Annotated in this window: 16 protein-coding genes; 13 read left to right on the forward strand and 3 right to left on the reverse strand. The window is 72.2% G+C overall.

Annotation, left to right across the window (positions count from 1 at the left end):
* Nucleotides 1-90 precede the first annotated feature (90 nt).
* Nucleotides 91-1,314, reverse strand: coding sequence for a winged helix-turn-helix domain-containing protein (locus ABT015_RS20710; RefSeq protein WP_350881071.1), 1,224 nt, complete (start codon nucleotides 1,312-1,314; stop codon nucleotides 91-93).
* Nucleotides 1,315-1,370: 56 nt separating this feature from the next.
* Nucleotides 1,371-1,943 carry a GNAT family N-acetyltransferase gene (locus ABT015_RS20715; protein ID WP_350881073.1) on the reverse strand — a complete coding sequence of 191 codons (573 nt, stop codon included), beginning with the start codon at nucleotides 1,941-1,943 and terminating at the stop codon, nucleotides 1,371-1,373.
* Nucleotides 1,944-2,185: 242 nt separating this feature from the next.
* Here ABT015_RS20715 and secA point away from each other — a divergent pair, with 242 nt between their 5' ends.
* Nucleotides 2,186-4,948 carry a preprotein translocase subunit SecA gene (secA, locus tag ABT015_RS20720; protein ID WP_350881075.1) on the forward strand — a complete coding sequence of 921 codons (2,763 nt, stop codon included), beginning with the start codon at nucleotides 2,186-2,188 and terminating at the stop codon, nucleotides 4,946-4,948.
* Nucleotides 4,949-5,103: 155 nt separating this feature from the next.
* Here secA and ABT015_RS20725 read toward each other — a convergent pair whose 3' ends face one another.
* Nucleotides 5,104-5,544, reverse strand: coding sequence for an Rv3235 family protein (locus ABT015_RS20725; RefSeq protein ID WP_350881078.1), 441 nt, complete (start codon nucleotides 5,542-5,544; stop codon nucleotides 5,104-5,106).
* 359 nt (nucleotides 5,545-5,903) lie between these two features.
* Here ABT015_RS20725 and ABT015_RS20730 point away from each other — a divergent pair, with 359 nt between their 5' ends.
* The 12 genes from ABT015_RS20730 to ABT015_RS20785 all read left to right on the forward strand — a co-directional run bounded on the left by ABT015_RS20730 (nucleotide 5,904) and on the right by ABT015_RS20785 (nucleotide 22,395).
* Entirely contained in the window at nucleotides 5,904-7,067 is a 1,164-nt protein-coding gene (locus ABT015_RS20730) for a patatin-like phospholipase family protein (protein WP_350881080.1), read from the forward strand.
* Between the two features lie 90 nt (nucleotides 7,068-7,157).
* Entirely contained in the window at nucleotides 7,158-7,667 is a 510-nt protein-coding gene (locus tag ABT015_RS20735) for a DUF6912 family protein (protein WP_350881082.1), read from the forward strand.
* 85 nt (nucleotides 7,668-7,752) lie between these two features.
* Nucleotides 7,753-8,412: an HAD family hydrolase gene (locus ABT015_RS20740; protein ID WP_079135844.1), complete on the forward strand. Its 660-nt coding sequence runs from the start codon at nucleotides 7,753-7,755 to the stop codon at nucleotides 8,410-8,412.
* A gap of 151 nt (nucleotides 8,413-8,563) precedes the next feature.
* Entirely contained in the window at nucleotides 8,564-10,189 is a 1,626-nt protein-coding gene (pruA, locus tag ABT015_RS20745) for an L-glutamate gamma-semialdehyde dehydrogenase (RefSeq protein WP_350881255.1), read from the forward strand.
* A gap of 283 nt (nucleotides 10,190-10,472) precedes the next feature.
* Nucleotides 10,473-15,419, forward strand: a complete 4,947-nt coding sequence (locus ABT015_RS20750; protein ID WP_350881084.1) for an NAD-glutamate dehydrogenase — start codon at nucleotides 10,473-10,475, stop codon at nucleotides 15,417-15,419.
* A gap of 434 nt (nucleotides 15,420-15,853) precedes the next feature.
* On the forward strand, nucleotides 15,854-17,164 hold the full coding sequence (locus ABT015_RS20755) for a histidine kinase (protein WP_350881086.1): 1,311 nt from the start codon (nucleotides 15,854-15,856) through the stop codon (nucleotides 17,162-17,164).
* A complete protein-coding gene (locus tag ABT015_RS20760; RefSeq protein WP_350881088.1) occupies nucleotides 17,161-17,571 on the forward strand; it encodes a roadblock/LC7 domain-containing protein in 411 nt (136 codons plus the stop codon). The genes ABT015_RS20755 and ABT015_RS20760 overlap by 4 nt, the downstream gene beginning before the upstream one ends.
* Nucleotides 17,568-17,942 carry a DUF742 domain-containing protein gene (locus ABT015_RS20765; protein WP_350881090.1) on the forward strand — a complete coding sequence of 125 codons (375 nt, stop codon included), beginning with the start codon at nucleotides 17,568-17,570 and terminating at the stop codon, nucleotides 17,940-17,942. The genes ABT015_RS20760 and ABT015_RS20765 overlap by 4 nt, the downstream gene beginning before the upstream one ends.
* Entirely contained in the window at nucleotides 17,917-18,507 is a 591-nt protein-coding gene (locus ABT015_RS20770) for a GTP-binding protein (RefSeq protein WP_350881092.1), read from the forward strand. The genes ABT015_RS20765 and ABT015_RS20770 overlap by 26 nt, the downstream gene beginning before the upstream one ends.
* Nucleotides 18,508-18,596: 89 nt before the next feature.
* Nucleotides 18,597-19,982 (forward strand): cytochrome P450 family protein, encoded by a 1,386-nt coding sequence (locus ABT015_RS20775; protein ID WP_402454973.1) that lies wholly within the window; start codon nucleotides 18,597-18,599, stop codon nucleotides 19,980-19,982.
* Nucleotides 19,983-20,305: 323 nt separating this feature from the next.
* On the forward strand, nucleotides 20,306-21,439 hold the full coding sequence (locus ABT015_RS20780) for a cytochrome P450 (RefSeq protein WP_350881259.1): 1,134 nt from the start codon (nucleotides 20,306-20,308) through the stop codon (nucleotides 21,437-21,439).
* Complete coding sequence (locus ABT015_RS20785) at nucleotides 21,436-22,395, forward strand: enoyl-CoA hydratase/isomerase family protein (RefSeq protein ID WP_350881094.1); 960 nt, start codon at nucleotides 21,436-21,438, stop codon at nucleotides 22,393-22,395. The genes ABT015_RS20780 and ABT015_RS20785 overlap by 4 nt, the downstream gene beginning before the upstream one ends.
* The last annotated feature ends 129 nt before the right edge of the window (nucleotides 22,396-22,524 follow it).

The following is a 22,524-nucleotide window of genomic DNA, read 5'->3' on the forward strand; positions in this document are numbered from 1 at the left end:
ACAGCTACCTCGCAGGCCTCCACCTCCGTGGCGCGATGATCTGGATCAAGGACCTCACCCGGACCCGTTGATCACGACCGAATACGCGCCCTAGCTCGCGAGGAGTTTTTCGAGGGCCGGGCGCAGCCGTTCGTCCGGCAGGGCCTCGACCCGGACGCCGTCGCAGCCCACCCAGGCGGCCGCCTCGCGCAGGGCCGCCGCCAGCGCCTCGACGTGCCGGGCGCCGTGCCCTCGCCCGCCGTCCAGCGAGACCTGACGGGCCACCAGGGTGCGCCCCTCCCGGGCCGGGTCGACCCGGCCCACCAGCCGGCCGCCGGCCAGCAGCGGCATCGCGAAGTAGCCGTGCACCCGCTTGTGCTTGGGCGTGTAGGCCTCCAGCCGGTGCGTCATGCCGAAGATCCGCTCGGTGCGCGCGCGGTCCCAGATCAGCGAGTCGAACGGCGAGAGCAGCGTGGTGCGGTGGCGCCCGCGCGGGGCGGTGGCCAGTGCGGCCGGGTCGGCCCAGGCCGCCGCCGAGGCACCGCCCGGGCCCCAGCCGGCCACCGCGACCGGGACGAGCCCGCAGTCCGCGAGGACCGGGTCCAGCTCCTCGGCGCGCAGCCGGTGGTAGTCCGACAGGTCGGCCCGGGTGGCCACGCCGAGCGCGGCCCCGGCCTGGGCGACCAGGGTGCGCACGCACTCCCGGTCGGTGCGGTCCTGCCCGAACAGCGCCTCGGGGATGGCCTGTTCGGCCACCGCGTAGACGCGCTTCCAGCTCCGGCGCTCGGTGCAGACCACGTCGCCGAAGGCCAGCGCCCGCTCCACCGCGATCTTGGTGTCCGACCAGTCCCACCACTCGGCGGTCTTCTTGGCGCCGCCCAGCTCCGTGGAGGTCAACGGGCCCTCGGCGCGCAGCTTGTCGAGTACGTGCCGGTACGTCTCGGGCGTCACCTGGTGGCCCCAGAGGTGGCCGCGCTCGCGGTAGCGGCGGCGCCGGAACGCGAACAGCGGCCACTCCTCGACCGGCAGGACGCAGGCCGCGTGCGACCAGTACTCGAAGCTCGTGCCCGCGCCCCAGTACGCCGCCTCGACGGCCGGACGGCCGACCGCGCCGAGTCGGGCGTACGGCACCAGTTCGTGCGAGCGGGCCAGCACCGAGATGGTGTCCAGCTGGACGGCGCCCAGGTGCCGCAGCACCCCGCGCACCCCGGCCCGGCGGTCCGGCGCGCCGAGCAGGCCCTGGGCGCGAAGGGCGATTCGGCGGGCTTCGTCGGCGCTCAGGACGGTGGCGGGCGGCGGGCCGGCGGGGGAGCCGGCGGCAGACAGGGCGGTCATGTCGGCGAGGGTAGTCCGGGGTACCGACAGCGGGTCGGGGTGCGCCGGGGCAGCGGTCAGGGCCGGAGGTCCGGGAGGTCCGGGAGGTCCGAGGCGAGCAGCGAGGCGATCCAGGCGTCGTGGAAGGTGCCGCGCTGCTCGGCGTACGAGCGCAGGGTGCCCTCGAAGCGGTAGCCGACCTTCTCGGCCACCGCGCGGGAGCCCTCGTTGCCCACGTAGGCCTGCCACTCCAGGCGGCGCAGGCCGAGCTCGACCAGGCCGTGGCGGGCGACCGCGCGGGCGGCCTCGACCGTGTAGCCGCGGCCGCGGAACTCCTTCGTCGCCCACCAGCCGACCTCGGCGGAGCCCGGGTCGCCGGGGCGCAGCACGAGGCCCTGGGTGCCGACCAGGGCGTCGGAGCCGCGCTCGAACACGCACCAGATCCGGTTCTCGCCGGTGCGCCAGCCCTGCGCGGCGAGGTCGCGGACGAAGTACTCGGCGTCCTCGCGCCGGTACGGGCTCGGGACGACCGTCCAGCGCTGGATCTCGGCGTCCTGGCAGGCGGCGAAGACGGCGTCGATGTCCGACTCCCGCGGGGCCCGCAGGACGAGGCGGTCCGTGGTGAGGGTGACGGTGCGGGGCTCTTCCATGGGCGGATTATTCCGTGGAAAGAGGAATTCGGGCATCCGAATATCGGGCCGACCCCTCGATCCGCTGACCGGTTTGTCCCGGTGGGCGGTGCTATCGGATCAAGTGCTCGCGCGGGTGACACGGGAATACCGTGCTGACGCACCTCCCGGGGCATTGGACTCCTCGCATACGATGGCCCGTGCGGTGGGGTGAACCCGCCGTGCAGTCGTCCAGTGCCAATACAGGCAAGGAGCCCGCCCAAGTGTCCGTCTTCGACAAGATCCTGCGCGCCGGCGAAGGCAAGATCCTTCGCAAGCTGCAGCGGATTGCTGCCCAGGTCAACTCCATCGAAGAGGACTTCGTCAACCTCACCGACGCCGAGCTGCGCGCGCTGACCGACGAGTACAAGCAGCGGCTCGCGGACGGCGAGACCCTGGACGACATCCTCCCCGAGGCGTTCGCCACGGTGCGCGAGGCCGCCAAGCGGGTGCTCGGCCAGCGGCACTACGACGTTCAGCTCATGGGTGGCGCGGCCCTGCACCACGGGTACGTCGCGGAGATGCGCACCGGTGAGGGCAAGACCCTCGTCGGCACCCTGCCCGCGTACCTGAACGCGCTCACCGGCAAGGGCGTCCACCTGATCACCGTCAACGACTACCTCGCCGAGCGCGACTCGGAGTGGATGGGCCGGGTGCACCGCTTCCTCGGCCTCGAAGTCGGCGTGATCCTCGGCAACATGACGCCCGCCGAGCGCAAGCACCAGTACTCGATGGACATCACGTACGGCACGAACAACGAGTTCGGCTTCGACTACCTGCGTGACAACATGGCCTGGTCGAAGGACGAACTCGTCCAGCGCGGCCACAACTTCGCGGTCGTCGACGAGGTCGACTCGATCCTCATCGACGAGGCCCGCACCCCGCTGATCATCTCCGGCCCGGCCGACCAGGCGACCAAGTGGTACGCCGACTTCGCCAAGCTGGTGCTGCGCCTGAAGATCGACCGCGACTACGAGGTCGACGAGAAGAAGCGCACCGTCGGCATCCTGGAGGAGGGCGTCACCCGGGTCGAGGACTACCTCGGCATCGACAACCTCTACGAGTCGGTGAACACCCCGCTGGTCGGCTTCCTGAACAACGCCATCAAGGCGAAGGAGCTGTACCGGGCGGACAAGGACTACGTCGTCATGAACGGCGAGGTCATGATCGTCGACGAGCACACCGGCCGCATCCTGGCCGGCCGCCGCTACAACGAGGGCATGCACCAGGCGATCGAGGCGAAGGAGGGGGTGGAGGTCCAGAACGAGAACCAGACGCTGGCCACCATCACCCTGCAGAACTTCTTCCGCCTGTACGACAAGCTCGCCGGCATGACCGGTACCGGCACCACCGAGGCCGCCGAGTTCCACCAGATCTACAAGCTCGGTGTGGTGCCGATCCCGACCAACAAGAACCCGCTGCGCATCGACCAGCCCGACCTGATCTACAAGTCGGAGCCGGCCAAGTTCGCCGCCGTGGTCGAGGACATCGCCGAGAAGCACGAGAAGGGCCAGCCGGTGCTGGTCGGCACCGTGTCGGTGGAGAAGTCCGAGTACCTGTCGCAGGAGCTGCGCAAGCGCGGCATCCCGCACGAGGTGCTGAACGCCAAGCACCACGAGCGCGAGGCGCAGATCGTCGCGCAGGCGGGCCGCAAGGGCGCCGTGACCGTCGCCACCAACATGGCCGGCCGCGGTACCGACATCATGCTCGGCGGAAACTCCGACCACCTCGCGGCGGCCGAGCTGGCGCAGCGCGGGCTCACCCCGACCGAGACCCCGGAGGAGTACGAGGCCGCGTTCCCCGCCGCCCTGGAGAAGGCCAAGGCCTCGGTCAAGGCGGAGCAGGACGAGGTCAAGGAGGCCGGCGGCCTCTACGTGCTGGGCACCGAGCGGCACGAGTCCCGCCGGATCGACAACCAGCTGCGCGGCCGCTCCGGCCGTCAGGGCGACCCGGGCGAGTCCCGCTTCTACCTGTCGCTGGGCGACGACCTGATGCGCCTGTTCAAGGCAGGCATGGTCGAGCGCGTGCTGTCGATGGCCAACGTGCCCGAGGACGTGCCGATCGAGTCCAAGATGGTCACCCGGGCGATCGCCTCCGCGCAGACCCAGGTCGAGCAGCAGAACTTCGAGATCCGCAAGAACGTCCTCAAGTACGACGAGGTGCTGAACCGCCAGCGCGAGGTCATCTACGGCGAGCGCCGCCGCGTGCTGGAGGGCGAGGACCTGCAGGAGCAGGTCGGCCACTTCATGGACGACACCGTCGAGGCCTACGTCAAGGCGGCCACCGGCGAGGGCTTCGAGGACGACTGGGACCTGGAGAAGCTCTGGACCGCGCTCAAGCAGCTCTACCCGGTCACCCTGGACCTGGAGGAGCTGGAGGAGGAGGCCGGCGGCCCCGCCGCGATGACCTCCGAGTTCCTGGTCAAGGTCGTCCAGGAGGACATCCAGGCGCAGTACGGCGCCCGCGAGGACCAGCTCGGCGCCGAGATCATGCGTGAGCTGGAGCGCCGGGTCGTGCTGTCGGTGCTGGACCGCCGCTGGCGCGAGCACCTCTACGAGATGGACTACCTCCAGGAGGGCATCGGCCTGCGGGCCATGGCGCAGCGCGACCCGCTGATCGAGTACCAGCGCGAGGGCTTCGACATGTTCACCGCGATGATGGAGGGCATCAAGGAGGAGTCCGTCGGCTACCTGTTCAACCTGGAGGTCCAGGTCGAGCAGCAGGTCGAGGAGGTCCCGGTCGCTGACGCCGAGGTGCTGCTCGACAAGCTGGAGAAGGACGCCGCCCGCCCGGAGATCAAGGCCAAGGGCCTGGAGGCCCCGAAGCCGCAGCGGCTGCACTACACGGCCCCCTCGGACGAGGTCGGCGGCGGTGTCATCGAGGGCGACTTCGAGGACCTCGCGCCGGAGGACGAGGGCGACGGGCTGACCCGCGCCGAGCGCCGCAAGGCCGCGAAGTCGGCCAAGGGCCGCCGCCGCAAGGGCTGAGCAGGCCGCAGGACGCCGCACAGGGCGCCGCTCCCGGACGGGGGCGGCGCCCTGTGCCGTTCCCGTCCTTCCCGTCCTTCCCGTCCGCCACGCGGCCGTGGGGGCCGCTGTGGCCGCCCTGGCCGCTGCGACGGCCGTGGTCGTGACGGCCGTGGTCATCGGGCCTCCACGGCGGTGCACTGCCACTGCCCGGCCTGGCCGCGCTGCTCCAGCCGGAAGGCCACCATGTGGTGCCGGCGGCCGAGGTCGACCCGGACGCAGGCCTCGACCGCGTCGGGCGAGGGCGACCGGTCGTGCACCGGGCCCAGCCGGGGCCGGTCGGCGGCGCCGCCGCGGCGCAGCGCGCCGGCCCGGACCAGGGAGGCGAGCTGCCCGTAGCCGTCCAGGCTGGTGTGCCGCATCAGCTGGCCGGAGGGCCGGGCGCCGGTGAGCACCTCGACCAGCTGGTGGGCGAAGCGGGAGGCCAGCGCCCGGGGGTCGTGGCCGGCCGGGCCGGTGCAGGCGGCGCGGGGGTGGCGCGGGCGGCGCCCGGCCGGGTCGTGGGCGGCGGTCGTGCGCGGCCGGCGGTGCGGGCGGGCGGTGAGCGGTGCGGTCACGGCGGGCTCCTCGACACGGTGGTGCGGGTGCGGACGGGTCCTTGCTAGCGGTGGGCCGCGTCGGGCGGCAAGGGCTTTTGCCGCTGCTCCCGGAGTGACCGGCAAGTTCACCTATCCGAGTGAATCGGGCAGTGCGGTGACGGGCCCGGCGCGCGGTCGTGCGGTGCCCGATTGACGTGCGTGGGCGGGCCGTACGGTCCGAAAGGGGACGGTTCGATGCGCCGGACCGGGTGGCCCGAATCGCCGCCCCCGTTGCGGTGCCCGGCCGTCGGCGCGCACCATCGGAGCCTGATCGGGAACCGCGCGGAGCGGGACGGGCCGAGCGGCCACGACCGCACCCACGACGACGGGCGGTCGCGATGACGACACGGGTAGCGGCGGTTCCGGCCCCGGCGGCCGCGGGCACCGCCCCGCCGACCGGGGACGGACCCCGGCGCGGCCTGGTGCTGGGCGGCGGCGGGATGCTCGGCGCGGCCTGGACGGTCGGCGCGCTCTGCGCCGTCGAGGAGGCCACCGGCTGGCGGCCGGGCCGCGCGGACGTGCTGCTCGGCACCTCGGCGGGCTCGATCCTCGGCGCGATGCTGGCCGGCGGGGTCCGCACCGAGCAACTGCGTGACCACCAGCGCGGCCTGCCGATCACCGACGGCCCGCTGGCCGGGGTGGACTTCGACTACGACACGGCCGCCGGCGGCGCGTTGCCGCCCCGCCCCGGGGCGGGCATCGGCTCGCCCGGCCTGCTGCGGGACGCCGTCCGGCACCCGCGCGAGTACCCGCTGCTGACCATGGTGTCGGCGATGGCGCCGCCCGGCCGCGGTTCGCTGGCCCCGGTCGGCGAGCTGGTGCGCGGCCTGCTCGGCCCGGGCGGCTGGCCGCCGCCGGGCGCCGACGGCGAGGCCGACGCCGATGCCGGGGCGGGGGCGCTGCGGGTGGCGGCCGTGGACTACCGCAGCGGCCGCCGGGTGGTCTTCGGGGACCCGGACGCCCCGGCGGTCGCGGTCGCCGACGCGGTGATGGCCTCCTGCTCGATCCCCGGCTGGTTCGCGCCGGTGCAACTGAACGGCTCGGCGTACGTGGACGGCGGCTGCTGGTCCGCCACCAACGCCGACCTGCTGCTCGGCCGCGGCCTGGACGAGGTGTACGTGCTCGCCCCGATGGCCCTGCGGCTGAGCCCCCGTGCCGACCGCGCCGACCGCGCCGACGGCACCGACCGCGCCGACGCCGGCGGGGTCGCCGGCACCAGCGGGCTCGCGGGCTCCCTCGCCGCGCTGCGCGAGTGGCGCGCCCGGGACCGCCCGCGCGGCGTGCTGGCCCAACTGGTCAGCCGCTACCGCCGGGCCGTCACCCGGCAGCTGCTGCGCGAGGCCGTGCTGCTGCGGGCCGAGGGCGTACGGGTGCGGCTGCTCGCGCCGACGCCGGCCGACCTGGCCGTGATGGGCCCGAACATGATGGACCCGGCCCGCCGCGACGCGGTGCTGGAGAGCGCCCTGCGCACGTGCGGTGAGGCCCTGCGGGCCGCCCGCTGAGTCGGGCCGAGGTGATCACGCCCGGCCCGGCGGCGCTTATTCTTGGGGCGCTGGAAGCTGTGCCGCTGGACGAACCGGAGAGTGCCACCGATGCGCGTGTACGTGCCCACCACCCTGAACGGCCTGGCGGCGGCGCACCCGGGTGGTGCCCTGGACCAGTCCGCGGCCTACGCCGTGACGCCCGCGCTGCGCGAGTGGTACGTCAGTGACGACCTGGAGGAGCTGGAGTACGCGGCGCTGAACCGGGCCGCGCAGTCCTCCCTGCGGCTGCTGGCCGCCGACCCGGACGCCCCGCGCCGCCGGGTCGTGGTGGCCCTGGACGTGGCCGACTCGGCCGTCCGGCCGTTCCCCGGCGACGAGTACCAGGACCAGGCCTCGCTCGGCCGGGTGGTGCTGGCCGGCCCGCTGCCGCTGGCGAAGGCGGCGGCGGTGCACGCGGACGTCGCCGACGGCGAGGTGGTCGAGGACGTCGCGGCGGCGGTGGCGGCGGTGGCCGCGGCCGACGCGGGCGACCAGGACGCCCAGTTCACCGTGGACGGGGCCGAGGACCACGACCTGCTCTGGTTCGCGACCCAGGAGATCTCCGCGCTGCTGGCCTGAACGGCCGGCCGCGCCCGAGCGGAGCGGCAGGGTGCGTGAGCCTCGTCCTACCGGCGTGTCGGTGGTCGGGGCTACCGTTTCGCGCGTGGCTACACACATCGTTTGGGACTGGAACGGCACGCTCTTCCACGACATGGAGGCGGTGCTCGGCGCGAGCAACGCCGCGTTCGCGACCATCGGCGTCGGGCCGATGACCATGCGGGAGTACCGCGAGCAGTACGAGATCCCGATCCCCCGGTTCTACGAGCGGCTGCTCGGCCGGATGCCGTCCCAGGAGGAGTGGCTCCGGCTGGACGAGGCCTTCCACGACCGCTACCGGGAGCTGAGCCCGGCCTGCGGGCTGACGGACGGCGTGCACGAGCTGATGGACGGCTGGCGGGAAGCCGGGCACAGCCAGTCGCTGCTGTCGATGTACGAGCACGAGAAGCTGCTGCCGCTGGTCGACGCCTTCGGCCTGACCGGCCGGTTCCTGCGGGTGGACGGCCGCAGCGGCCCGTCCGGCGGCCAGAAGGCGGAGCAGCTGGCCCGGCACCTGGCCGCGCTCGGCGAGCGGGTGGACCCGGCCCGTACGGTGCTGATCGGCGACGCCGCGGACGACGCCCGGGCGGCGCTGGGCGCGGGTGCGCGCGCGGTGCTGTACACCGGCGGCTCACACACCCGGGAGAAGCTGGAGCCGCTCGGGGTGCCGGTGGTGGACAGTCTGGCGGAGGCGGTCGAGCTGGCCGGGCGGCTGGGGCGGGGCTGACCGTCGGTGGTGGGCGTGGCGGGCGCCACGTCCGCCGTCCGCGTGTCTGAGCGGGCGGATCGTGCGGCCGCTGGTCAGGCTGGACCAGGGCCTGTCCGGTGGGATCGGGCCCTCCCACCGGAGCAGTCAGCAGGACGGAGCCGCCATGCCGATCGACGCAGTCACCGAGGTGCCCCTCCCGGTCAACGAGCCGGTGCTGGGGTACGCGCCCGGCAGCCCGGAGCGGGACCGGCTGGTCCGGCGGCTGGACGAGCTGGCGGCCGAGCAGATCCCGTTGCCGATGACCATCGGCGGCGAGCAGAGGTTCGGCGGCGGTGAGCGGATCGACGTCGTCCAGCCGCACCACCACGCCGCCAAGCTGGGGGTGCTGGGCAACGCCACCCGGGAGGACGCCCGCGCGGCGGTGGACTCGGCGCTCGCGGCGGGCCGGCAGTGGCGGTCGCTGTCCTTCGACGACCGGGCGGCGGTCTTCCTGCGGGCCGCCGACCTGCTGGCCGGGCCCTGGCGGGAGACCCTCAACGCGGCCACCATGCTCGGCCAGTCCAAGACCGCGCAGCAGGCCGAGATCGACTCCGCCTGCGAGCTGATCGACTTCTGGCGGTTCAACGTCCGGTTCGCCCGGCGGATCCTGGCCGAGCAGCCGATCTCCGCGCCGGGCGTCTGGAACCGGGTGGACCACCGCCCGCTGGAGGGCTTCGTCTACGCGATCACCCCGTTCAACTTCACCGCGATCGCCGGCAACCTGCCGACCGCCCCCGCGCTGATGGGCAACACCGTGGTCTGGAAGCCCGCGCCGACCCAGACCCTGGCCGCGCACTACCTGATGCGGCTGCTGGAGGCGGCCGGTCTGCCGCCCGGGGTGATCAACCTGGTCACCGGCGACGGCGTCCAGCTGTCCGCGGTCGCCCTCGCCGACCCGGCGCTCGCCGGGCTGCACTTCACCGGCTCCACAGCCACCTTCCAGTCGCTCTGGCAGACCATCGGCGCCAACATCGGCGGCTACCGGGCGTACCCGCGGATCGTCGGCGAGACCGGCGGCAAGGACTTCCTGCTGGCCCACCGCTCGGCCGACCCGGCGATCCTGAAGGCGGCGCTGGTCCGCGGCGCGTTCGAGTACCAGGGCCAGAAGTGCTCGGCGCTCTCCCGGGCCTACCTGCCGCGCAGCCTCTGGCAGAAGATCAAGGACGAGCTGGTGGCCGAGGTGGACGCGCTCACGGTGGGCGACGTCACCGACCTCTCCAACTTCATGGGCGCCCTCATCGACCGGCGCGCCTTCGAGAAGAACCGGGACGCCATCGAGCGGGCCAAGGCCGATCCGACGATCGAGCTGGCGGCGGGCGGCCAGTACGACGACGCGATCGGCTGGTTCGTCCGGCCGACCGTCCTGGTCTCCTCCGACTACCGCAACGAGATCTTCCGGACGGAGTACTTCGGTCCGATCCTGGCCGTCCACGTGTACGAGGACGCCCGCTGGGAGGACGTGCTGCGCCGGGTCGACTCCGGCGCTCCGTACGGCCTGACCGGTTCGGTGATCGCGCAGGATCGTTACGCCATCGCCCAGGCGGTCGAGGCGCTGCGGTTCACCGCCGGGAACTTCTACATCAACGACAAGCCGACCGGCGCGGTCGTCGGCCAGCAGCCCTTCGGCGGCGGCCGGGCCTCCGGGACCAACGACAAGGCGGGCGCCGCCCAGAACCTCCTGCGCTGGACGTCGGCCCGCGCGATCAAGGAGACCTTCGTTCCCCCCACGGACCTGCGGTACCCGCACATGGGCTGAGAGTGAACGGAAGGCTCCGGTTTGGACATGGTGTCCAGGACGGACCGATCATCCTGCGGGTTTGCGCCTCCCTGTCCCTGTCCACCTTCGATTGATCCGGTTAGGCTGGCTGGCGTCGTCGGGTGGCTCCGCAGGACGAATCGTCCTACCCGCTGTGAAGGCATTTCATGCGCGCCATGAAGCCTTTTCAGTTGGAAGGTGCGGCAGGATTGCGAGTGACCCGTCGGTGTACACCCACACACCACCGAGTCACGCAACGGCGCGCGACAGGAGCCAAGAAGTCATGCAGACCAAGCTGGACGCAGCCAAGGCCGACCTGCTCAAGAAGGCAGCAGCAGCCGCTGAGAACAGCCAGGTGGGGGGAGCGGCGCCGGGGGAAGGTCTGAGCAACGGCGCTCTGACCGCGTACCTGCACCACTACTACCTCCACACCGCGCCCGAGGACCTGGTCGACCGCGACCCGGTCGACGTCTACGGCGCGGCGGCCTCCCACTACCGGCTGGGCCTCAAGCGCCCGCAGGGCACCGCCGAGGTGCGGGTGTACACCCCCTCGGTCGAGGAGAACGGCTGGTCCTGCGGCCACACCGTGGTCGAGGTCGTCACCGACGACATGCCCTTCCTGGTCGACTCCGTCACCAACGAGCTGTCCCGCCAGGACCGCGCCATCCACGTCGTGATCCACCCCCAGCTGGTCGTCCGCCGTGACATCACCGGCAAGCTGCTGGAGATCCTGGACGTCGACGCCTGCTCCCGCAGCCAGGCCGCCGGCACCGAGTGGCCCGCCGACGCGACCGTCGAGTCGTGGATGCACATCGAGATCGACCGCGAGACCGACCGCGACGACCTGCGCGCGATCGAGACCGACCTGCGCCGGGTGCTCGGCGACGTCCGCGAGGTCGTCGAGGACTGGAGCAAGATGCGCCAGAGCGCGCTGCGCCTGGCCGACGAGCTCGCCGAGGAGCCCCCGACCGGCCTGGCCGAGCAGGAGGTCGGCGAAGCCTGGGAGCTGATGCGCTGGCTCGCCGACGACCACTTCACCTTCCTCGGCTACCGCGAGTACGACCTGGTCGAGCACGAGGGCGAGGAGGTCCTGAAGGCCGTCGCCGGGACCGGCCTCGGCATCCTGCGCTCCGACCCGCACGGCCACGACGACCACCACCACCCGGCCAGCGAGGCCTTCGGCCGCCTCTCCGCGCCGGTCCGCGCCAAGGCCCACGAGAAGAAGCTGCTCGTCCTCACCAAGGCCAACAGCCGCTCCACCGTGCACCGCCCGTCCTACCTGGACTACGTCGGCGTCAAGAAGTTCAACGCCGCCGGCGAGCCGATCGGCGAGCGCCGCTTCCTCGGCCTGTTCTCCTCCGCCGCCTACACCGAGTCGGTCACCCGCATCCCGGTCGTGCGCCGCAAGGTGCAGGAGGTGCTCGAAGGCTCCGGCTTCTCCAGCGAGAGCCACGACGGCCGCGACCTGCTGCAGATCATGGAGACCTTCCCGCGGGACGAGATGTTCCAGACCGCGGCCTCCGAGCTGATCTCCATCGCCACCAGCGTGCTGTACCTCCAGGAGCGCCGTAAGCTGCGGCTCTTCCTGCGCCAGGACGAGTACGGGCGCTACTTCTCCGCGTTCATCTACCTGCCGCGCGACCGCTACACCACCCGGATCCGGCTGCTGCTCACCGACATCCTCAAGGAAGAGCTGAACGGCGCGACCATCGACTACACGGTGTACGCCACCGAGTCGGTGCTGACCCGCCTGCACTTCGTGGTCCGCGTCGCCCCCGGCACCGAACTGCCGCAGCTCACCGACTCCGACATCGAGCGGATCGAGAACCGCCTCGCCGAGGCCGCCCGGTTCTGGATGGACGGCTTCCACGACCAGCTGCACACCGAACTGGGCGAGGAGAAGGCCGCCGAGCTCGGCCACAAGTACGCCAACGCCTTCCCCGACGGCTACCGCGCCGACTTCCCGCCGCGCACCGCCGTCGCCGACATCAAGCAGATCGAGTCGCTGCACGGCGAGGGCGACTTCCGCCTCAACCTGTACCAGCCGGTCGGCGCCGGCGACGACGAGCGCCGCTTCAAGGTCTACCGGGTCGGCGGCCCGATCTCGCTCACCGAGGTCCTGCCGGTGCTCCAGCGCCTGGGCGTCGAGGTGCTGGACGAGCACCCGTACGCGCTGCGCCGCTCCGACGACACCACCGCGTGGGTGTACGACTTCGGCCTGCGGCTGCGCGAGGCCACCGAGCTCACCGACGAGGCCCGCGAGCGCTTCCAGGAGACCTTCGCCGCCACCTGGACCGGCAAGGCCGAGAACGACGGCTTCAACGAGCTGGTCCTCACCGCCGGGCTGACCTGGCGCCAGGCGACGGTGCTGCGCGCGTACGCCAAGTACCTGCGCCAGGCGGGCTCCACGTTCTCCCAGGACTACATGGAGGACGCGCTCCGCAACAACACCCACACCACCCGGCTGCTGGTCAACCTGTTCGAGGCGCGGCTGAGCCCCAGCCACCAGCAGGGCGCCGCCGAGCTGACCGAGGGCATCCTGGAGGAGCTGTCCGGCGCGCTCGACGAGGTCGTCTCGCTGGACGAGGACCGCATCCTGCGCTCCTTCCTGCACCTCATCACGGCCACCCTGCGGACCAACTTCTTCCAGCACGACGGCTCCGGTGACTGGCACTCCTACGTGTCGATGAAGTTCGACCCGAAGGCCATCCCGGACCTGCCGGCCCCGCGTCCCGCGTTCGAGATCTGGGTGTACTCGCCGCAGGTCGAGGGCGTGCACCTGCGCTTCGGCAAGGTCGCCCGCGGCGGTCTGCGCTGGTCCGACCGGCGCGAGGACTTCCGCACCGAGATCCTCGGCCTGGTCAAGGCGCAGATGGTCAAGAACACCGTCATCGTGCCGGTCGGCGCCAAGGGCGGCTTCGTCGCCAAGCAGCTGCCGGACCCGTCGGTCGACCGGGACGCCTGGCTGGCCGAGGGCATCTCCTCGTACAAGACGTTCATCTCCGCGCTGCTCGACATCACCGACAACCTGGTCGCCGGCGAGGTCGTCCACCCGGCCGACGTCGTCCGCCACGACGAGGACGACACCTACCTCGTCGTCGCCGCCGACAAGGGCACCGCGACCTTCTCCGACATCGCCAACGGCGTCGCCGAGTCCTACGGCTTCTGGCTGGGCGACGCGTTCGCCTCCGGCGGCTCGGCCGGCTACGACCACAAGGGCATGGGCATCACGGCCCGCGGCGCCTGGGAGTCGGTCAAGCGCAACTTCCGCGAGCTCGGCGTCGACACCCAGACCGAGGACTTCAAGGTCATCGGCATCGGCGACATGTCCGGCGACGTCTTCGGCAACGGCATGCTGCTCAGCGAGCACATCCGCCTGGTCGCCGCCTTCGACCACCGCCACATCTTCCTCGACCCGAACCCGGACGCCGCCGCCTCCTACGCCGAGCGGCGCCGGCTCTTCGAGCTGCCCCGCAGCTCCTGGGACGACTACGACAAGTCGCTGATCTCGGCCGGCGGCGGCGTCTTCCCGCGCACCGCCAAGTCGATCCAGCTCAGCACGCAGGTCCGGGCCGCCCTCGGCGTCCAGGACACCCGGCTCACCCCGGCCGAGCTGATGAAGGCGATCCTCCAGGCGCCGGTCGACCTGTTCTGGAACGGCGGCATCGGCACCTACGTCAAGGCCTCCACCGAGACCAACGCCGAGGTCGGCGACAAGGCCAACGACGCCATCCGCGTCAACGGCGACCAGGTCCGGGCCCGCGTCATCGGCGAGGGCGGCAACCTCGGCTGCACCCAGCTCGGCCGCATCGAGTACGCCGCGGTCGGCGGCCCCGAGAGCACCGGCGGCTGGATCAACACCGACGCCATCGACAACTCGGCCGGCGTGGACACCTCGGACCACGAGGTCAACATCAAGATCCTGCTCAACCAGGTCGTCGCCGACGGCGACATGACGGTCAAGCAGCGCAACGTCCTGCTCGCCGAGATGACCGACGAGGTCGGCCACCTGGTGCTGCGCAACAACTACGCGCAGAACGTGGTGCTGGCCAACGCCGTCGCCCAGGCGCACAGCATGGTCAACGTCCACTCCCGGATGATCAACCGGCTGGAGTCGGCCGGCCAGCTCGACCGGGGCCTGGAGTTCCTGCCCACCGAGCGCCAGATCCGCGAGCGCCAGCAGAACGGCCGCGGCCTCTCGCAGCCCGAGATGTCCGTCCTGCTCGCGTACACCAAGATCACGCTGGCCGAGGAACTGCTCGCCACCCCGCTGCCCGACGACCCGTACTTCCACACCGCGCTGCACGACTACTTCCCGAGCGCGCTGCGGGCCCGGTTCGCCGACGCGATCGACAACCACGCGCTGCGCCGCGAGATCATCACCACCCTGATCGTCAACGACACGATCAACCGCGGTGGCTGCACCTTCGCCTTCCGGCTGAAGGAGGAGACCGGCGCGACCTACGAGGAGATCGCCCGGACCCACACCGCCGCCAGGGCCGTGTTCGACCTGGAGGACATCTGGGCCGAGATCGAGGGCCTGGACAACGAGGTCACGGCCCGGGTCCAGACCAAGATGCGGCTGCACTCGCGGCGCCTGGTCGAGCGCGCCACCCGGTGGATGCTCAACAACCGCCGCCAGCCGCTCGACATCGCCGGCACCATCGAGTTCTTCCACGACCGGGTCGACCAGGTCTGGGGCTCGCTGCCCAAGCCGCTGCGCGGCGACGACCTGGTCTGGTTCGAGGCCGTCTACAACGAGCTCGCCTCGGCCGGGGTGCCGGAGGAGCTGGCCACCCGGATCGCCGGCCTCTCCTCGACCTTCCCGACCCTGGACATCAGCGAGGTCGCGGACCGCTCCGACAAGGACGTCGCCGAGGTCGCCGAGCTCTACTACGACCTCGCCGACCGCCTCCAGATCACCCACCTGCTCGACCGCATCATCGAGCTGCCCCGCACCGACCGCTGGTCGTCGATGGCCCGGGCCGCGATCCGCGAGGACCTCTTCGCGGCGCACGCGGCGCTGACCGCCGACATCCTCGCCTGCGGCCCCGAGGGCGCCACCCCGGAGGAGCGCTACGGCGCCTGGGCGGACCTCAACGCCACCCTGCTGAACCGCGCCAAGAGCACCCTCGACGACATAAGGGGTTCGGACAACTACGAGCTGTCCAGCCTCTCGGTCGCGATGCGCGTCATCCGCACCCTCCTGCGCACGGGTTCCATGCGCTGACGGCAGGCGGCACGGCAAGGCGGCGGGCCCGCGTCCACGGACGCGGGCCCGCCGCCTTTCGTGTCCGCCTTTCGTGTCCGGCCGACGGGCGGTGGATTCCGGACGGTGACGGAATCGTCACGCTGCGCACTGGTCGGGGCTTGGCCGGGATATGTCCCCGCGATTAACGTCGCGCTACGAAGTCCGCCGAGCCCCAACGGAGTTCCCGGTCGACCGTGGAACTTCGCCCCAACTGCCCTTTTTGGTAGCTGTTCTGACCTGCCAGGAGTTGCAGTAGGCTGACCCCGCGATAGGCGTCGCCGCAGGTCCCGTGCCGGAAAGCACCGCGATGTGATGTGACATCAGGTGTCTTTCGGAGGGGGTTCAGGCCGCCAGTCCCATTCGCGCCTCGGGGCCCGGACCGGCTCCACACGGTGCCACCTGAAGAGAGTTTCATGACGTCATTTGTGCAGGAACCCTTTTTCTGGGTCTTCATCGTGGTGATGCTCGTAGCCGTCGGAGCGGCCCTCCAGGCCCGCAGGACGAACCTCGCCCTGCGGCGGCGAAACGTTTCCCTGGAGGAGGCCGGCGCCCTGGCGCAGCGGCAGCGCGACGAGTTCGCCGTGCTGCACGACCACCTGCGGAACCAGCACGCTTCCGAGCTGACGGACGTCCGCCGCGACGCCGAGGAGGACACCAAGGCCGTCCTCAAGGCGGCGATGCGGACGCTGCAGGGCCTGGCCGACGAACAGCAGGTCGTCATCGACAAGGTGCAGCGGAAGTACGGCGACAGCCCGCAGATCCTGGCCGACCTGATGACGATCGACCACACCAACAGCCAGTTCGGCCGGCGCGCCCAGGGCATCGCGGTGCTCTGCGGCGGCTGGCTGGGCCGCCGGGAGAGCGTCGCCTCGGTCTACGACGTGGTTCGCAGCGCCCAGGGCCGGATCCGGCACTTCGACCGGGTACGGATCCACTCCCAGGTCAGCGTCGCGCTCGTCAGCAAGGTCGTCGAGCCGGTCGCCGTCGTGCTGTCCGAGCTGCTCGCCAACGCGACCAACTACTCCGCCCCGGACACCCCGGTGGAGGTCAGCGTCCAGGCCGTCCCCACCGGGGTCTGCCTGATCGTCGACGACGCCGGCCTCGGCATGGGCCAGGAGGAGAAGGACCGCGCGGCGGTGCTCCTGAACCCGGGCGCGCCGATCGGCCTCACCAGCCTGGGCAACCCCCCGAAGTTCGGCTTCGCCGTCTCCGGCATGCTGGCCGCCCGCTACGGCTTCCGGGTCTCCGTCGACTCGGTCTCCCCGTACGGGGGCGTGCGGGCCGTGGTGCTGCTGCCGGCCGAGCTGCTCAGCAGCGAGGTCGCGGCCCCGGCCCCGGCCACCGCCGTGCACGGCGACCACCAGACCGCGCACGGCGACCACCAGGGCGCGCGCGGCGACTATCAGGCCCCGCCGGCGGAGCAGCCCGCGCAGGCCTGGGCGCAGGCCCCCGGTCAGCGGCTCGTGTCGCTGCCCGAACCGGCGACGCCCCTGGCCCCGGTGCCGGCGGCGGTGACGGAACCGGAGATGACCGCGGACGGGCAGCTGCCCCGCCGCCGCCGCCACCGCCCGGTGTCGGTCCTCCCCTCCCCGCAGGACCCCGGCCGGGCCGAGGCGCCGGTGCGGAGCCCCGGCCAGAACACGCCGTCCCGCCTCGGCGCGTTCCAGCGCGGCACGCTGTCCGGGCGTAACACCACGAACACGGAAGGAACCGAGATCCAGTGAGCCGCGATCTGTCCTGGGTGCTCAACGACGTACTCCAGGTACCCGGCGCCCGGCACGCCATCCTCGTCTCCGCCGACGGCCTCCTGCTCGAACGGTCCAGCGAGATAGGCCGTGACGAGGCGGAGACCAACGCCGCCGCGATGAGCTCGATGCAGTCGCTGAGCCGCGCGGTCGCCCCGTTCGTCGGCGGAGACGGCGCAGGCGCCGGGGTCTGGCGCCAGACCCTGCTGGAGTACGACCACGGCTGGATCTTCCTGATCGCGGCCGGCAGCGGTGCGTACCTGGCCGCCTCCACCGCCCCCGACGTCGACATGGAGGCGATGTCCTTCCGGATGCAGCAGCAGGTGGGCGCGCTCGGACGGGCGATGTCGGCGGCGCCGCGCCAGAGCACGCTCAGCGGCTCATGACGGCCGGCGGCGAGGAACAGCGGGTCACCGGCGGCTTCATCCGCTCCTACGTGATCACCGGCGGGCGCGAGTTACCGAGTGCGGAAGCCCTGTCTCTGATCACCTTGGTCACCGTCGCGCCCGAGCAGGACCTCCCTGCCCTGCCGAGCCCGGAGACCCGGGCGATCTGGGAGCTGTGCTCCGGCGGCTACCTCTCGGTGGCCGAGGTCGCGGCCCGGCTGGAGCTGCCGGTGGGAGTCGTGAGGCTGCTGCTGACGGACCTGATCCATGAGGGACGGCTGCTGTGCCGGTCGGCCCCGCCCCCGGCCCAGGCCCCGGATCCGAGACTTCTAGAGAAGGTACTGCATGGACTTCAACGCCGGTTCGCCTGAGGACATCTACGTCCCGGGCGCGGTGACGACCGCGGTCAAGATCCTGGTCGTGGGGCACTTCGCGGTCGGCAAGACCACGCTCATCGGGGCCTTGTCGGAGATCGCCCCGCTGAGCACCGAGGAGAGCATGACGCAGGCGTCCATCCGCGTCGACGACCTCCGCGGCGTACCGGACAAGAAGACCACGACCGTCGCCCTGGACTTCGGCCGGCTGACCCTCGGCGACGACCTGGTGCTGTACCTGTTCGGCACGCCGGGGCAGCAACGGTTCATGCAGCTCTGGGAGGACATGGCGCGGGGCGCGCTGGGAGCGCTGCTGCTGGCCGACCCGACCCGCCTCGCGGACACCTTCCCCGTCATCGACCTGATCGAGCAGTACGGCCTGGAGTACGCCGTGGCGGTCAACAGCTTCGACCGGCAGGACGAGTACACCGAGGACCAGCTGCGCGAGGCACTCGACCTGCTGCCGCACACACCGGTGGTGTTCTGCGACGCGCGGGACCAGCGTTCCTCGGCCAACGCCCTGCTGACGCTCGTCCGGCACCTGCTCGACCGCGCCTCCTGACCCCCGCGCCTCCTGACCTCCCCCACGCCTCCCTCCCCTCACGCCTCCCGGGTCCGCACCCGCCCGGGGCCACCTCCAAGGAACGACCCATGGATTCTCCGCAGCGCCCCGGCCCGCAGTCGCCTCCGCAGGGCTGCCCGATGCACGTCGGCGTGAGCACACCGCTCTACGGGGAGATGTTCTCGTCCGACCCCGGCGCGGTCTACGACAAGCTGCGCGCCAACGGCCCCGCCGCGCCGGTGGAGTTGGCCCCGGGGGTCGAGGCCACCCTGGTCACCTCGCACGAGGCCGCCCTGCGGGTGCTGCAGAACCCGGGGATGTTCGCCCGGGACTCGCGGCGCTGGGCGGCGCTCAACGAAGGACGGGTGCCGCTGGACAGCCCCGTCCTGCCGATGATGTTCTACCGGCCCAACTGCCTCTTCACGGACGGCGCCGAGCACCTGCGGCTGCGCAAGGCCGTCACCGAGAGCCTGGGTCGGCTCAACGACAACCGGCTCAACCGGCACGTCGAGCGGATCGCCGGCTACCTGATCGACCAGTTCAGTCCGCTGGGCCGGGCCGACCTGCTCAACGACTACGCCAAGCTGCTGCCGCTGCTGCTGTTCAACCAGTTGTTCGGCTGCCCGGCCGACATCGGCGACCGGCTGACCCGCAGCATGTCCGCGCTCTTCGACGGCCTCGACGTGATCCAGGCCAACGAGGAACTGACCGCCTGCCTGATGGACCTGGTCGCGCTGAAGCGCCGCCAGCCCGGCGACGACATCACCTCGTGGCTCATCCAGCACCCGGCCGGCCTGCGGGACGAGGAGCTCAAGGACCAGCTGGTCATGCTGATGGGCGCCGGCGTCGAGCCCGAGCGCAACCTGATCGGCAACGCGCTGCTCCTGCTGCTGTCCGGCGAGGGCCGCTCCGGACTGCGCATCGAGGACGCCCTCGACGACGTGCTGTGGAACAACCCGCCGATCGCCAACTACGCCACCCACTACCCGATGCAGGACCTCGACGTGGGCGGGGTGCCGATGGACGCGGGCAGCCCGGTGGTGATCAGCTTCGCCGCCGCCAACAGCGACCCCGCGCTGACGGACGCCCGGCTGACCCTCAGCAAGGGGGCCCACCTGGCCTGGGGCGCCGGTCCGCACGCGTGCCCGGCCAAGTCCCCGGCCCAGCTGATCGCCCTGAGCGCGATCGAGTGCCTGCTCAACGCCCTCCCGGACGTCACGCTCGCGGTGCCCGCGGAGAGCGTGGAGTGGCGGCCGGGCCCGTTCCAGCGCGGCCTGGTCTCGCTGCCGGTGCGGTTCAGCCCGGCGCCCGCCCGGACCACGCGGCCGGCCGCGGGAGCGGACACCGCGCCGGGCGGATCGCCGGTCGGCGCCGAGGCGACGCAGGCGTACCCGCAGGCCGGCGCCCCCGCGCCGGGCCGGGCCGGGCAGAAGAAGGGGTGGTGGAGCTCCTTCCTGGACGTCTTCCGGGTCTGACACGCCCCGGGCTCCGATCCGACGCGCCGTCGGAAGCCGTTCCGCCACCGCGGCGTGAACGGAGTCCGACGGCGGTGCGGGTACGTGACGGGGGCAACACGGATCGACGCTTGAGCGCGCTGTTGCTGGGTAGATCGCCGCCGTACTGCCCGCCCGCGCGTTAGGAGCCCCGTGTGACCGCCATGTTGGAAGCCCGCCCCGCGGAACCGGTGAGCCCGGACGGAAGGGTGGTCGACCGCCGCGCCGCCGTGCCGCTCCTGCGCAGGCTGCGGTCGGCCGAGGGACTCGCCGACCCGAGCCCGGTCTACGACGGGCTGCGGGCGCTGGGAGACCTCGTCCCGGCACCCTGGGGCGGCTACCTCGTCACCGGGTACGACGCGTGCGACCAGGTCCTGCGCGGCCGGACCTGGCTCGTCCCCGACTTCGCCTGGCAGGAACGGCAGACCGGGACGGAGCGCTGGGAGGCCGTCGCCACCCAGGAGATGAGCCGGACCCTCTCCCGGCTCAACGCCCCCGAGCACACCCGGCAGCGGCGCAGCCTCGGAAACCTCTTCAACCACGCCACCCTGCGGGACATGCAGCCGGAGATCGAGGCCGACGTCACCGGGCTGCTCGACCGCCTGGCCGAGCGAATACGGACGGACGGCGAGGCGGACCTCTCCGCCCTGGTCAGCGAGCAGCTGCCGATCGGCACCGTCGGGCGCTGGCTGGACATCGCCCCGGCGGACCACCCGCACATCCTGACGATGACCCACAACCAGGTGCACGCCCAGGAGCTGCTGCCCACCAAGAGCCAGCTGGCGGTCTCCGAGCAGGCCACCATGGACCTGCGCGAGTACTTCACCCGCCTCGTCCGGGAGCGCCGCGACAACGACGGCGACGACGTGATCGCCGGTTGGATCCGCACCTGGGACGCGCTGGAGTCCGACCGCGAGGCCACCGACCGGATGGTCTACCAGCTCACCATGTTCGTCACCATCGCCTCGCTGGAGACCACGGCGACGCTGCTCTCCTCGCTGGTGTGGTCGCTGCTGCGGTCGCCCGGCCGGTGGGAGTGGCTGCGGGAGCGGCCGGAGCACATCGACGACGCGATCGACGAGGCGCTGCGCCACGACCCGCCGATCCGCGTCAACAGCCGCGTCGCGGGCGAGGACACCGAGCTGGCCGGGGTGTTCCTGCCCAAGGACACCATGGTCCACGTGATGTACGGCGCGGCGAACCGCGATCCGCGCCGCAACCCGGACCCGCACACCTTCGACGTGCTCCGCCGGGGCACCCACCTCACCTTCGGCGGCGGCGCCCACTACTGCCTCGGCGCGGGCCTGGCCAGGCTGGAGGCGCGCGCCCTGCTCGGCCAGTTGCTGCGGCGCTTCCCGACCCTGCGGGCGGTGAGCCCGCCCGAGTACGCACCCCGGATGGTCTTCCACCGGGTGACGTCCCTGAGAGTGGCCGCATGAACGTGTCCCCGCAGGTTCCCCAGGTTCCCCAGGTTCCCCAGGTCCCGCAGTACCCGCCGCACGCGGCGCAGCCGTCGTACCTCCCGTACCCGTACCCGCACCCCGAGCCCGTCGCGTCGAACGCCTCGCCGCCCGGCGCATCACCCGGCGCATCGCCCGCCCCGGAGCCCGTTCCCGCGCCCGCGGCGGCCCGTACGGTCCGTACCGAGCGCCAGGGCCCCGTGCTCCACATCGAGCTGGACAGCCCGGCGACCGGGAACGCCGTCACCTCGGCCATGCTGGACGAACTCCTCGCCGTGCTGGCCGTACCCGACCCGGCCGTGCGCGTGATCGTGCTGTCCGGGGCCGGCCGGGACTTCTGCCTCGGCGGCGACCGCGACGAACTCTTCGCGGGCCTGGACCAGGACCCGACCGGCGGCGGCATACGGAGCTACGGGGAGAAGGCCCGCAGGGTCTGCGACGCCCTCACCAACAGCTCCGCCGTGACCGTCGCCCGGGTCCAGGGCCGGGCCACCGGCGCCGGCTTCGCCCTGGCGCTCGCCTGCGACCTGCGGGTCGGCGCCGACAACGCCGTCTTCCGGCTGCCCGAGCTGGCCCTGGGCCTGCCCGTCGCCTGGGGCGGCCTGCTGCCCCGGCTGCTCCACGAGGTCGGTGCGGCCAGGGTCCGCGAGATCATCCTCACCAGCCGCCCGGTCGGCGCGGTGGAGGCGCGGGAGCTCGCCATCCTGCAACGCGTCGTCCCCGAGCAGGACCTGGACGGGGCGGTGGCCGAGTGGGTCAGGCCCGTCACCCGCCGCCCCGAGGCCGCACTGCGAGTCACCAAGACGCTGCTCGCCTCCCACGCGGCGGCCACCCGGCTGGCCGACGCCTCCGTGCTCGACGCCGAGTTGATGGCCTCGGTCCTCGCCGCCGCCCACTACACCCGCGGCCTCGCCGCCCAGCCCCCGGCCCACTGACCGGCAGCTGCCGTCCGCCGCCTTCGGACGGCGGCGGACGGCGGGGTGACCAGTCGTCGGCCGTTCACGGCGACGTCCCTTCCGCCGGTGTGGAAACCGATTGTGGATCATGCCCGCATATTCGCTACC

It is taken from the genome of Kitasatospora sp. NPDC094016 (assembly GCF_040304045.1).
GTDB lineage: Bacteria > Actinomycetota > Actinomycetes > Streptomycetales > Streptomycetaceae > Kitasatospora.

What these genes read in the sequence shown, in the direction of transcription:
- ABT015_RS20710 (WP_350881071.1), bottom strand. Translation starts at nt 1,314, where the DNA reads ATGACCGCCCTGTCTGCCGCCGGCTCCCCCGCCGGCCCGCCGCCCGCC.
- ABT015_RS20750 (WP_350881084.1), top strand. Translation starts at nt 10,473, where the DNA reads ATGCAGACCAAGCTGGACGCAGCCAAGGCCGACCTGCTCAAGAAGGCA.
- ABT015_RS20765 (WP_350881090.1), top strand. Translation starts at nt 17,568, where the DNA reads ATGACGGCCGGCGGCGAGGAACAGCGGGTCACCGGCGGCTTCATCCGC.
- ABT015_RS20770 (WP_350881092.1), top strand. Translation starts at nt 17,917, where the DNA reads ATGGACTTCAACGCCGGTTCGCCTGAGGACATCTACGTCCCGGGCGCG.
- ABT015_RS20775 (WP_402454973.1), top strand. Translation starts at nt 18,597, where the DNA reads ATGGATTCTCCGCAGCGCCCCGGCCCGCAGTCGCCTCCGCAGGGCTGC.
- ABT015_RS20735 (WP_350881082.1), top strand. Translation starts at nt 7,158, where the DNA reads ATGCGCGTGTACGTGCCCACCACCCTGAACGGCCTGGCGGCGGCGCAC.
- ABT015_RS20755 (WP_350881086.1), top strand. Translation starts at nt 15,854, where the DNA reads ATGACGTCATTTGTGCAGGAACCCTTTTTCTGGGTCTTCATCGTGGTG.
- ABT015_RS20715 (WP_350881073.1), bottom strand. Translation starts at nt 1,943, where the DNA reads ATGGAAGAGCCCCGCACCGTCACCCTCACCACGGACCGCCTCGTCCTG.
- ABT015_RS20730 (WP_350881080.1), top strand. Translation starts at nt 5,904, where the DNA reads ATGACGACACGGGTAGCGGCGGTTCCGGCCCCGGCGGCCGCGGGCACC.
- ABT015_RS20785 (WP_350881094.1), top strand. Translation starts at nt 21,436, where the DNA reads ATGAACGTGTCCCCGCAGGTTCCCCAGGTTCCCCAGGTTCCCCAGGTC.